The organism is Mycobacteriales bacterium (assembly GCA_040902655.1).
GTDB lineage: Bacteria > Actinomycetota > Actinomycetes > Mycobacteriales > SCTD01 > SCTD01.
Genome location: JBBDWV010000062.1, coordinates 1 through 12,489, shown reverse-complemented (window position 1 = coordinate 12,489; position 12,489 = coordinate 1). Strand labels below are relative to the sequence as shown.

The following is a 12,489-nucleotide window of genomic DNA, read 5'->3' as shown; positions in this document are numbered from 1 at the left end:
GCAAGAGGGCTGTGATCGCTGCCCGGAGCAGCCTTCTCGGTCGCTCCTCTCTGACAGAGTGGGACGGGTGGGACAGGAACCGGCATGAGTGACCTGCTGCGCGACGTCATCGACATCCCCGAGCGCACCGGGGCCGAGGACTACGTCCTGCGGCTCACCGAGGGCATCGACGACAGCAACATCCGCCGCACACTGGACGACTACGTTGTCACGCCGGCCCTCGTCGACTCCTTCGACCGTGCGCTCGACCTCGTCTCCGGTGCGCTGCGCGACCGCACCAGCCGCGGGGCGTTCCTGTCCGGTTCCTTCGGCTCCGGCAAGAGCCACTTCATGGCCGTGCTCCACGCGCTGCTGCGCGGCCAGCCCGACGCCCGGGCGCTCACCGAGCTGCAGGGCGTCGTCGCCGCGCACGACCCGGGTTTGCAGGGCAAGAAGGTGTTGCCGCTGGCCTACCACCTGCTCGGCGCGCCCTCCATGGAGGAGGCGCTGCTCGGCGGCTACGTACGCACCATCCGCACGCTGCACCCCGAGGCGCCCCTGCCGTCGGTGCACGAGGACCAGCGGCTGCTCGCCGACGGCGAGCGCCAGCGCCAGGTGCTCGGCGACGAGCGCTTCTTCGCCGAGCTCAATGCCGGCGCGTCGAGCGACCCGTGGTCGAAGGTGCTCGGTGCCGGCTCGTGGGACGTCCTGCGCTACGACGAGGCGCGTGCCGCCGAGCCCGGCACCGCCGCGCGCCAGCAGCTCGTGTCCGTGCTCGTCGACCGCTTCTTCACCAGCTACACCGACCAGGCGGGCTACCTCGACCTCGACCGGGGTCTCGCGGCGATCACCGCCCACGCCCAGAGCCTCGGCTACGACGCCGTCGTCATGTTTCTGGACGAGCTGGTGCTGTGGCTGGCCTTCGGGGTGCAGGACCGCGAGTTCTTCCGCAAGGAGGCGCCCAAGCTCACCAAGCTCGTCGAGTCGGCCGTGCCCCGCAGCATCCCGCTCATCTCGTTCATCGCCCGCCAGCTCGACCTCAGCCGCTGGTTCGCCGACGCCGGCGCGAGCGGCGCCGAGCAGGAGGCCCTCGACCGCGCCTTCCGCCACCAGGAGGGCCGCTTCACCACGATCGTGCTCGGCGACGACAACCTGCCGTACGTCGCGCACCAGCGGCTGCTGCGCCCACGCACCGAAGCCGCCGCCGCCCGGCTCGCGGACGCCTTCGCCGGTCTCGAGCGCCGCCCCGACGTCTGGGACGTCCTGCTCGACGGCGTGCACACCAACGAGCAGCACCGCGGGGCCGACGAGGCCGCGTTCCGGCTGACGTACCCCTTCAGCCCCGCGCTGGTGTCGACGCTGCGCTCGCTCGCCGGCTACATGCAGCGCGAGCGCACCGCGCTCAAGGTCATGCAGCAGATGCTCGTCGACCGGCGTGACCAGCTCACCGTCGACGACGTCATCCCCGTCGGTGACGCCTTCGACTATGTGGTGCAGGGCAAGCAGGCGCTCGACGAGGTCGTGACCAGCCGGTTCCGAGCGGCGACCGGGCTGTGGACCAACAAGCTGGAGCCGCTCGTCGCCCGCAAGCACGGGCTGGCGCCCGGCACTGAGCCGCCGCCCGGCTACCTCACCGACGCGCGACTGGCCAAGACGCTGCTGCTGTCCGGTATCGCCCCCGAGGTGCCCGCGCTCAAGGAGCTCACCGCCAGTCGGCTGGCCTCGCTCAACCACGGCACCATCACGGCGCCGATCGCCGGGCGGGAGGCCGCGCTCGTGCTGGGCACCGTCCGTGAGTGGGCCGGCTCGGTCCCGGAGATCTCCGTCGGCGACGACCCCCGCAACCCCGTCATCCGGGTGCGCCTCGCCGACGTCGACTACGAGTCCGTCGTCGACAAGGTGCGCGGCGAGGACAACGACGGTCGCCGGCGTGAGCTGCTGCGCGAGCTCGTCCGCGACGCGTTCGGCGTGGCCGACCGGACACCCGACATGTACGGCGCGATCGCGCACACCGTCGTCTGGCGCGGCTCCCGCCGCGAGGTCGACCTCGTCTTCGGCAACGTGCGCGACGGAGCATGGCTGACCGAGGACCACTTCCGGGCCCGGCCCGGCACCTGGCGCTTCGTCGTCGACCACCCCTTCGACGACAGCGGCCACTCGGCGAGCGAGGACCTGCGCCGCGTCGACGACCTGCGCGACGGCGGTCTGAGCACGTCGACGGTCGTGTGGCTGCCGCGCTTCCTCGCACCCGACCGGATGCAGGAGCTCAGCCGGCTCGTCAAGCTCGAGTGGGTCCTCGGCGGCGCCGGTGACCGCTGGACGGCCGCCGCCCAGCACCTGTCCGAAGGCGACCGCGTCGCTGCCCGGGCGATCCTCGAGTCTCAGCGCGGCGCCCTGCGCGAGCGCCTGCGCGCCGTCGTGCAGCAGGCGTACGGCGCGGCCGCCGTCACCCCGGGCACCCTCGTCGACGACCCCGCCCACGACCGGGTGTTCGTCAGCCTCGATCGGTCCTTCGACGCCGCCAAGCCCGTGGGCGCCGACCTCCGCTCGGCCTTCGCCGACATCGTCGACCGGGCCTTCGCGAGCTCCGCCCCGGGACACCCGCGCTTCGAGCCGGTCGCCAGCGAGGTGACCGCCAAGGAGCTCGTGACCCTCTTGCGCTACGTCGACCTGGCGCTCGGCGATCCGGAGGCGCGCGTGCTCGTCGAGACCGCCGACCGGGCTGCGGTGCGCCGGCTCGCCGGCCCGCTGGGTGTCGGCCGCTCCGGCGAGACGCACTTCCTGTTCGGCGACGACCAGCTCACGCCTTGGGCTGCGGAGTTCGAGAAGGCCCAGGCGCGGGAGGGCGTTGACCCGTCCTCGCCCGTGTCGGTGACCGCCGTGCGCGGCTGGATCCGCGCCGTCACGCCGGCCCTCGGCCTGCGCCCCGAGGTCGAGGACGTCGTCGTGCTCGCCTGGGCCGCCCTGCGGCAGCGGGCCTGTTACCTGCACGGCGGTCCCGTGCAGCCCAAGCCCGGGGCGCTGGCCGACGCGGTCGAGCTGCGCCCCGAGCCGCTGCCGACCGCCGAGGAGTTCCGCACCGCGACGGCCCGCGCCCAGACGCTGTTCGGCATCGTCGCGCCGCCACACCTGACCGCCGGCTCGCTCGGACGCTTCTGCGAGCTGCTCCGTGTCGCCGTGCAGTCGGCCGGTCCCGCGCCCGCCGAGCTGCCGGGCGCTGTGCAGGACATGGCGACCCGTCTCGGCGTGGCCGGGTTCCCCGCCCGGCTCGCCACCGCCCGCGCCGCCGCCGACCTGCTGCAGGCGCTCGGCACCACCGGCGACCGGGTGGCCCTCGTTCGGCTGGTCGCCACCACCTCGTTGCCTGCGACCGAGGCGGCCGTGGCCCGCTCGATCAGCGCCGCGCCGGCCGTGCTGAGCGCCCTGCGTGGTGCGCGCCTGGACCGCTACCGGCCGCTGCTGGACAGCGAGTCGGAGGACCTCACAGCGAGGGCCGTCCTGGACCCGCTCCGCGCGGCGCTCGCCGTCGACGAGCTCGTGCAGTCCCTGCCGGGCGCTCTGGGCGTCGCCGAGGACGGGCTGTTCGCCTGGCTGAACGGCCGCACGTCACCGACCCCACCGCCGCCGCCGCCGCCCGGGTCTGCCACCGGACGCCTCCGCCGCGCAGCGGGCCAGAGCGCCGCCGTGGTGCTCGAGGCGCTGCAGGCCGAGCTCGCCGCGCACCCGGATGCGGCGTACGACATCACCTGGACGCGGTCCGGCGGAACGCCGTGACCACGGACGCCGCCGCGGGCGTCAGCGTGCACGTGCTGCGCTCGCTCGTCGACGACGCCCGCAACCAGGCGTACCGCCGAGGCGTCATCGCCGTACGCGCCCACCCCCAGTGGGACGGCCCGGACACCCTGCGGCACGGCGACCAGACCGTGCAGGTCGTGGCCTGCGCCTCGTCGCTCGCCGTCCGCTCCGCCCTGCGCCGGCGCGGGAACGCCGACTGGCTCGTCGTGCTGACCGATCGGCCCGACGAGGACCTCGGCGCCAGCCTGCTCGCGCACTTCACCGACTGCCGCGTGCGCCGCGCCGACCCGTGGGACGCGGTTCGGAGCCGCTTCGCCGCCCGCACGCTGGACCCTGCGCTGACGACCGTCGCCGGTCACCGCGACCTCGCGCACGGCCTGCTCGCCGTCACACCGGCCGCCGGCTGGCCCCCCGCACCGGCCGGGACGCTCACCCGCGCGCACGCCCTGCGCGCCGTCGCACGCACCCATCTCGGCCTCCCACCGGACGACGAGGTCGACGCCGTCACCGTGCTCCTGTGGAGCTGCGACCCCCAGGTCCCGAGTCGCCTCGCGGCGCTCCGGGCCGCCGCCGGCGACGCCCTCGTCGGCGTCCTGCTCGACTGGCTCGCCGAGCGGGCCGGCCCGATCGCCCCGGCCCTACGCACGCTGTTCGCCGCGGGGGCGCTCGGCGACGCGGTCCCCCTCGGCCTGGTGCTCGGACTGCTGAGCGCCCACGCCGTTGACAGCTCCGTCGCCCGTGACGCCCTGATCCGTCTGGAGCCGCGCACCGGTGGACCCGTGCCCGCGTCCGTGGCCGTGGCGTGGGAGCGCGAGGCGACGACCGTGACGCTCGGCCTGCTCGCCGACGGAGGCGCCCGCACCGCCCTCGCCCGCGGCGACGAGCTCCTCGCGGCCGTGCAGGCCCAGTCGCTGGCCGCCCGCTCCGGCTTGCTCCGCGCCGGCCTCACCGACCGCCTGGAGCAGCTCGCGGAGGATCTGCGCGGCGCCTCGCCCGTGGGCGTCGAGGCCGCCTGGGGCGCCGTTCGTTCCCACCGGCTCGCCGACGGCGACCGGCGCGTGCCCGTCTTCGAGGCGGCCGTACGCCTGCAGCGCTGGCTCGCCCTGCCCGACCCGGAGCTGCCGTCGCTGGCCGAGAGCGTACGTCGTCACCTCGAGACCGACGCCTACGTCGACGTGGCGATCAACGACGCCGCGGGCGGCGTCGGCGAGGCCGGTCTCGCCGACTCGCTCGGGCGGGTGTGCACCCTCGCCCAGACCCGTCGTGCCGCACACGACCGGGCCTTCGCGGTCGCCCTCGCCCGGGAGGGAGCGCAGGCCGAGCCGCCCGTCCCCGGGCTGGAGCGCCTCCTGCCCGACGTGGTGCTGCCGCTGGCCCGACGCACCCCGGTCCTGCTGCTCGTCCTGGACGGCATGAGCTGCGCCGTGGCTGCCGAGATCGTCGGCGACGTCGCCGGCGCCACCGCCCAGGACTGGGTGGAGGCGCTCGCAGAGGCCTCCCCGGGCCGCGCCGCCGCCCTCGCGGTGCTGCCGACACTGACCACCCACAGCCGCACGTCACTGCTCACCGGCGGATTGCGCAGCGGGGCGCAGGACGCCGAGCGGGCCGGCTACGCGGAGCTGCTCCGGGCGGCGGGGCTGAAAGGCGAGCTGTTCCACAAGAAGCCGCTCGAGCAGGGCGCGCTCGGCGCGACTCTCGCCCCGGACGTCGCGGCTGCGCTCGACGACGTCACCGGACGGCCCCTGGTCACCGCCGTCCTCAACTCGGTCGACGACGCCCTGGACCGCTCGAACCCTGCCGGCACGGTGTGGGACGCCGACGCGGTCAAGCACCTGCGCCCGCTGCTCGAGCGCGCCCGCGCCGTCGGGCGCACGGTGGTCCTCACCTCGGACCACGGCCACGTCGTCGAGCGGCGGCAGGGGACGTTGCGGCCCGCGGCCGGCATGTCCAGCGGCCGGTCCCGACCGGCCGAGGGCGAGGCCCGGGACGACGAGGTGCTCGTCGACGGACCGCGGGTGCTCGCCCACGGCGGCCGCGCGGTGCTCGCCGTCGACGAGGCGCTGCGCTACGGCCCGCTCAAGGCCGGCTACCACGGGGGTGGGAGCCCCGCCGAGGTCGTCGTCCCGGTCGTCGTCCTCGTCCCGGGGGTCGTCCCGGCAGCCACGCCGCTGCGCGCCGCGCCGCCCCAGGAACCCGCGTGGTGGTGGGGGCCGGTCAGCGACGCTGCCGCACCGCAGGTCGTTCCCGAACCGGCGGCCGTCCCCACGCTGTTCGACCACCCCGTCCCCGAGCCGTCCGCGGCCGCCTCGATGGCCACGCGCGTGCTCGACTCCGCGACCTACCGAGCCGCCCGGGCCGCCGCGGCGCGGGTGCCGGTCACCGACGACGCAGTGCACCGCCTGCTGCTCGCGCTGCTCGACGTTCCCGACTCCCGGCTCACCGTCCCCGCGGTCGCGCAGGCGCTGGGCGAGCCGCCCGCGCGCGTACGCGGGGCGGTGTCCTCCGTGCAGCGGCTGCTGAACGTCGAGGGCTACCCCGTCCTGTCGCTCGACGCGGGCGGCGCGGCATACGTGCTCGATGTCGCGCTGCTGCGCGAGCAGTTCGAGTTCGGCGCCTAGTGGAGGTCTCGCCGCGACGACGTCGGGAGGTCCTCGACGCGCTGCGCCGCGGCACCGTGCCCGCCAACGGCCTCGACCTGCTGGCTGTCGGTCTGGGCAGGTTCGAGGCCGCCACCGAGGTCGAGCTGGACACCGCCGCGTCCGGGGGCGGCGTCTTCAAGGCGGTGCGCGGCGAGTACGGGGCCGGCAAGACGTTCTTCACCCGCTGGCTCACCGAGCGGGCTCTGCGGCGAGGGTTCGCGGCAGCCGAGGTGCAGATCTCCGAGACGGAAACGCCGCTGCACCGCCTGGAGACCGTCTACCGGCGCACGACCGAGAGCCTGCGCACCAGCAGCTTCCCGCCGTCGGCGTTCCGCGAGGTGCTCGACGGCTGGCTTTACACCGTCGAGCAGGACGCCCTCGCTGCCGACCCGTCGCTGTCCGGCCCGTCCGATCCGCGCGCCGTCGCCGCCGCCGACGCGCTGCTCGAACGCCGGCTCGCCGCCGTCTCCGCACGCACGCCGCTGTTCGCCGCTGCCCTGCGCGGCTTCCGCCGGCTCAGCAGCGAGGGCGACCTCGCCGGCGCCGAGGCCGTCGCGGCCTGGCTCGGCGGGCAGCCGCACGTCGCCGCCGCCGCCAAGCGGGCCGCCGGCGTGCGGGGCGACCTCGACCACTTCGGCGCCCTGGGCTTCCTGCAGGGACTGCTCGTCGTGTTGCGCGACTCCGGCCACCCCGGGCTGCTGCTCGTCCTCGACGAGGTCGAGACGCTCCAGCGCGTGCGGGGTGACGTGCGCGACAAGGCGCTCAACGCCCTGCGCCAGCTGCTCGACGAGGTCGACACCGGACGCTTCCCCGGCCTGTACCTCCTCATCACCGGCACGCCCGCCTTCTTCGACGGACCCTCGGGCGTCCGCCGGCTGCCGCCCCTGACTCAGCGCCTCGCGACCGACTTCACCCTCGAGCCGCGCTTCGACAACCCGCGGGCCGCGCAGGTCCGGCTGCCCAGCTTCGACGCGCAGGCCCTGCAGCGGCTCGGGGTCACGGTGCGCGACCTGTACGCCGCCGGGTCGGACGCCGCCGACCGCCTCCGGGACCGCGTCGACGACGCCTATATCGCAGCGCTCGCCGCCGAGGTCACCGGGCAGCTCGGCGGCTCGGTCGGCGTCGCCCCCCGCATCTTCCTCAAGAAGCTGGTCGGTGAGGTCCTCGACCGGGTCGACCTCTTCGACGACTTCGACCCGAAGGTCTGGACACCGAGCCTGTCGGCCGACGAGCTGTCACCGGCCGAGCGCGCAGCGGCCCGGCTGCCCGCGAGCCGCGCCGACGACGTGGAGCTCGAGCTCTGAGCGCCGATCTGCTGCACCCCGCGGTGCTGCACCACGTCGTCAACGACCTGGGCTGGGCGTCGCTGCGCCCGCTGCAGACCGAAGCGGTGCGTCCACTGCTCGCCGGGTCCGACGCGCTGCTGCTCGCCCCGACCGCGGGCGGCAAGACCGAGGCGGCGGTCTTCCCGCTGCTGTCGCGGATGCTGGTCGAGGACTGGCGCGGCACGTCGGTGCTGTACGTCTGCCCGTTGCGCGCGCTGCTCAACAACCTGCAACCCCGGCTCGCGTCGTACGCCGGCTGGCTCGGACGCTCGGCCGAGCTGTGGCACGGCGACGTGGCCGCAGGCGCGCGACGCCGCATGGTCGAGCAGCCACCGGACCTGCTGCTCACCACGCCCGAGTCGTTGGAAGCGGTGCTGGTCTCGGCGTCCGTCGACGAGCGCCGGCTGCTCGGCCAGGTGCGGGCCGTCGTCGTCGACGAGGTGCATGCCTTCGCCGGGGACGACCGCGGGTGGCACCTGCTCGCCGTGCTCGACCGGGTTGCTGCGGTGACCGGCCGACCGCTGCAGCGCATCGGGCTGTCCGCGACCGTCGGCAACCCGCACGAGCTGCTGCGGTGGCTGCAGGGCGCGGCGACCGACCGGGACTCCACCGTCGTCGCACCCCCGTCCGAGGGGGCGGTCACGGCTGACCTCGAGCTCGACGCCGTCGGCTCGCTCGACGGTGCGGCGACGGTTCTGTCGGCGCTGCACCGCGGCGAGAAGCGCCTGGTCTTCGCAGACTCCCGGCGCACCTGCGAGGAACTCGCCACCAGGCTGCAGGCCCGCGGAACCCAGACGTTCGTGTCGCACTCCTCGCTGTCCCGCGACGAGCGGCACCGCTCCGAGCAGGCGTTCGCCGAGGCACGCGACTGCGTCATCGTCGCGACCTCCACCCTTGAGCTCGGCATCGACGTCGGCGACCTGGACCGGGTCGTCCAGATCGGCGCGCCGCGCACCGTCGCCTCCTTCCTGCAGCGACTCGGGCGTACGGGCCGTCGTCCGGGCTCATCGCGCAACACGCTCTTCCTGTGCCGCGACGACGAGGAGCTGCTGCGCGCCGCCGGCCTCCTCCGGTTGTACGCCGACGGCTTCGTCGAGGACGTCGTGCCGCCGCCGTCACCGCTGCACCTGGTGGCGCAACAGGCGCTGGCGCTGGCGCTGGAGAGGGGCTCCGTTACCCGGGAGGACGTGCTCGCCGCACCGACCGGCGGGGTGCCGGTCGCCGACCGGGCGGTCGTCCTCGACCACCTGCTCGCGACAGCGTCGCTCGACGCCGACGGCGGGCTGCTCTTCGTCGGCCCGGAGGGAGAGCGGCGCTACGGCCGCAAGCACTTCCTGGAGCTGCTGTCGGTGTTCACCGCCGATCCGGTCTTCACCGTCCTGCACGGCCGCAGTGAGATCGGCACCGTCGACCCGCTCGTCATGACGCGCAAGGTCACCGGCCCGCGGGTGCTCGTACTCGCCGGCCGCGACTGGCGGGTCACGCACGTCGACTGGCCGCGGCACCGGGTGTGGGTCGAGCCCAGCGACGCCCCGGGTCAGGTCCGCTGGGCCGGAACGCCTACTCCGCAGTCGTACGACCTGACCAACGCCATCCGTCGGGTACTGCTCGGCGCGGATCTCGGGGAGGCGGCCCTCACGAGGCGGGCCGCGGCGCAGCTCGCCGCGGTGCGGGCGGAGCAGGGCGGGCTCGTCGACCCGGGCGGGACGGTCCTGACCCGGTCGGGCGAGGAGGTGCGGCTGTGGACCTGGATCGGTGCGCGCGGCAACGCGCTGGCCGCGGAGCTGCTGCAGCGACGAGGTCTCGCGCCGGCGGCCGACCGACTCGACAACCGCTACGTTCGGCTGTTCCCCGACGCTTCGGCGCCGGCTGTCCTCGACGCCCTGCGCGGCGACCACGACATCCTGCCCGAGCCGTCCGCCGCAGCGCTGGAGGGGCTGAAGTTCGCCGACCTCCTTCCGGACGCGCTGGCGCGCCGGGTCGTCGCCAGCCGCTCGGTCGACGCGCCCGCCGTGCGAACACTCACGCGACGGCGCCTCGTCCTGGCGGCGCAGTGAGCGCTACCAGCGCCACCAGCGCAACCGCTGACCACGCGCGACGGCGTCGTGGCCGAGGTCGAGCAGGACCGATGTGAGTTCTGGTTGCCCACGCCGCGGAAACTAGGCTGGTGTCGTGTCCGCCGCGCCGCAGCCCCCCGTCGACGACCTGCCCGAACAGGTCCGCGTCCGCCGCGAGAAGTACGACCGGCTGCTCGCGGGCGGGAGTCCGCCCTACCCGCTGGGCGCCCCGCGTACCGCCTCTCTCGCCGACGTACGGGAGCGCTACAGCGGCCTGGAGACCGACACCGCCAGCGGCGACGTCGTGAGCGTCACCGGTCGGGTCGTGCTGTCCCGGACCGGCGGCAAGCTCTGCTTCGCGACCGTGCAGGAGGGCGACGCGCAGCTGCAGGTGATGGTGAGCCTCGACGGGGTCGGCGAGCAGCGACTCGCGGCGTGGAAGGCCGACGTCGACCTCGGCGACCACGTCGGCGTGACGGGCGAGGTGATCAGCAGCCGGCGGGGAGAGCTCAGCGTCCTGGCCAGCGGCTGGCTGCTCACGAGCAAGGCGCTGCGCCCGCTGCCGGACAAGCACCACGGGCTGACCGACCCGGAGCTGCGGATCCGGCAGCGCTACCTCGATCTCGTGGTCAACCCCGACAGCCGGTGCATGGTGCACGACCGGGCGACGGTGGTCCGGGCGGTGCGTGACGTGCTGCACGACGCCGGCTTCGTCGAGGTCGAGACGCCGGTGCTGCAGACGGTGCACGGGGGTGCGGCGGCACGGCCGTTCGCGACCCACCTCAACGCGCTCGACCTCGACATGACGCTGCGCATCGCGCTCGAACTCTACCTCAAGCGACTGGTCGTGGGCGGCGTCGACCGGGTCTTCGAGATCGGCCGCATCTTCCGCAACGAGGGCGTGGACAGCACGCACTCGCCCGAGTTCACGATGCTCGAGTTCTACCAGGCGTACGGCGACTACGACACCGTCGCCGACCTCACCCGCGAGATGGTGCTCGAGGCGGCCCGCCGCATCGGGCGCACGACGGTGCCGGACGGCGCGGGGGGCGAGATCGACCTGGAGCAGCCCTGGCGCAGGGCCACGCTGCACGAGCTGGTGTCCGAGGCGGTGGGTGAGACGGTGGACGCCGGCACCAGCCTGGAGGACGTCACGGCGCTGGCCGCCGAGCACGACGTGGCGCTGCAGGACGGCTGGGACGCCGGCGAGGTGGTGCTCGAGCTGTACGAGAAGCTGGTCGAGCACACCCTGCTGCAGCCGACCTTCGTGCGTGACTACCCCGTCAGTGCCCGCCCGCTGGCCCGTGACCACCGTGACGACCCACGGCTGGCGGAGGCCTGGGACCTCGTCGTCGCCGGCACCGAGCTGGCCACCGGCTACTCCGAGCTGGTCGACCCGGTCGAGCAGCGCCGCCGGTTGACCGAGCAGAGCAGCAAGGCCGCCGGCGGCGACCCGGAGGCGATGCAGCTGGACGAGGACTTCCTGCGCGCCCTGGAGCACGGCATGCCGCCGACGGGTGGGCAGGGCATGGGGATCGACCGGCTGGTCATGCTGCTCACCGGCGCCCCCATCCGGGAGACGATCCTGTTCCCGCTGGTGCGACCGCTGCTCTGACGTCTCGCCGTCGGCCGCGACCTCCGCGGTCCGCTTTCCGCTCTGTTTTCCGCTTCTGCGGACAGAAGTGACCCTAAGGGCATTCAAGCGTTTGCCTCGGGCGTCGTTTACTGCTTTCCTGGCAGCCCATTCCGGGAGAGAAGAGAAGCAATGGCGCAGAAGGTCCAGGTCCTGCTCGTGTGTGATCTGCACGAGGACGAGGTCGAGGGCGTGGAGACACTGGCCTTCGGCCTCGACGGCTCGTCGTATGAGCTCGACGCCTGCGCGGAGCACGCCGGCGAGATGCGGGACGCCTTCGCCCGCTATGTCGGCTCCGCCCGTCGCGCCGGCCGGTCCGCCGTCGGCTCCGGAGCCCGGCGGTCCTCGCGCGGCTCGTCCCGCCCCGCCGCCTCCGGCAGCGACCGGGAGCGGGTGCAGGCCATCCGTGAGTGGGCCCGGCAGAACGGGCACCAGGTCAGCGAGCGCGGCCGGCTGTCCTCGGCACTGATCGCGGCCTACGACGCGGCGCACTAGCCCGCTGCCACGCCAGGTAGAGCCCGTCCCGCCGCCGCGGGCGGGCTCCTCGCCGTTGCCGGACTGTCACCACGGGTCGGTGTTTCGCTGGCGGCGTACGCGGCAGGGGAACGGGCACCGGGGTACAGCGGTTGAACCGGGAGCGCGGCAGAGGAGAACGATAGGTACGGCCCCGAGCCACCGGGGCTAGTGTGCGGAGGACGAGGCGTCGTCGTCCCCGCCCCGTGAGGAGCGAGCCATGTTCGAGCGTTTCACCGACCGAGCCCGTCGGGTGGTCGTCCTGGCCCAGGAAGAGGCCCGGATGCTCAACCACAACTACATCGGGACCGAGCACATCCTGCTCGGCCTGATCCACGAGGGCGAGGGCGTCGCCGCGAAGGCGCTGGAGTCCCTCGGCATCTCGCTGGAGGGCGTCCGCAACCAGGTCGAGGAGATCATCGGCCAGGGGCAGCAGGCGCCGAGCGGTCACATCCCCTTCACTCCGCGTGCCAAGAAGGTGCTGGAGCTGTCGCTGCGCGAGGCGCTGCAGCTCGGCCACAACTACATCGGCACCGAGCACATCCTGC

At 74.2% G+C, this 12,489-nt stretch carries 7 protein-coding genes; all 7 read left to right on the top strand.

Translation table 11 applies throughout. The features are described 5' to 3' along the window. Positions 1-84 precede the first annotated feature (84 nt). Positions 85-3,753 carry a phage resistance protein gene (locus WD794_17440; protein MEX2292097.1) on the top strand — a complete coding sequence of 1,223 codons (3,669 nt, stop codon included), beginning with the start codon at positions 85-87 and terminating at the stop codon, positions 3,751-3,753. Then, on the top strand, positions 3,750-6,392 hold the full coding sequence (pglZ, locus tag WD794_17435; protein MEX2292096.1) for a BREX-2 system phosphatase PglZ: 2,643 nt from the start codon (positions 3,750-3,752) through the stop codon (positions 6,390-6,392). The genes WD794_17440 and pglZ overlap by 4 nt, the downstream gene beginning before the upstream one ends. Further along, positions 6,392-7,717, top strand: coding sequence for a BREX system ATP-binding protein BrxD (brxD, locus tag WD794_17430; GenBank protein MEX2292095.1), 1,326 nt, complete (start codon positions 6,392-6,394; stop codon positions 7,715-7,717). The genes pglZ and brxD overlap by 1 nt, the downstream gene beginning before the upstream one ends. 23 nt (positions 7,718-7,740) lie before the next feature. Beyond that, positions 7,741-9,795 (top strand): DEAD/DEAH box helicase, encoded by a 2,055-nt coding sequence (locus WD794_17425; protein ID MEX2292094.1) that lies wholly within the window; start codon positions 7,741-7,743, stop codon positions 9,793-9,795. Between the two features lie 115 nt (positions 9,796-9,910). After that, positions 9,911-11,410 (top strand): lysine--tRNA ligase, encoded by a 1,500-nt coding sequence (gene lysS / locus WD794_17420; protein ID MEX2292093.1) that lies wholly within the window; start codon positions 9,911-9,913, stop codon positions 11,408-11,410. A gap of 150 nt (positions 11,411-11,560) precedes the next feature. Beyond that, positions 11,561-11,923: an Lsr2 family protein gene (locus WD794_17415; GenBank protein ID MEX2292092.1), complete on the top strand. Its 363-nt coding sequence runs from the start codon at positions 11,561-11,563 to the stop codon at positions 11,921-11,923. A 238-nt stretch (positions 11,924-12,161) separates the two neighbouring features. Further along, the coding region (locus tag WD794_17410; protein ID MEX2292091.1) for a Clp protease N-terminal domain-containing protein at positions 12,162-12,489 on the top strand (328 nt) is incomplete at its 3' end.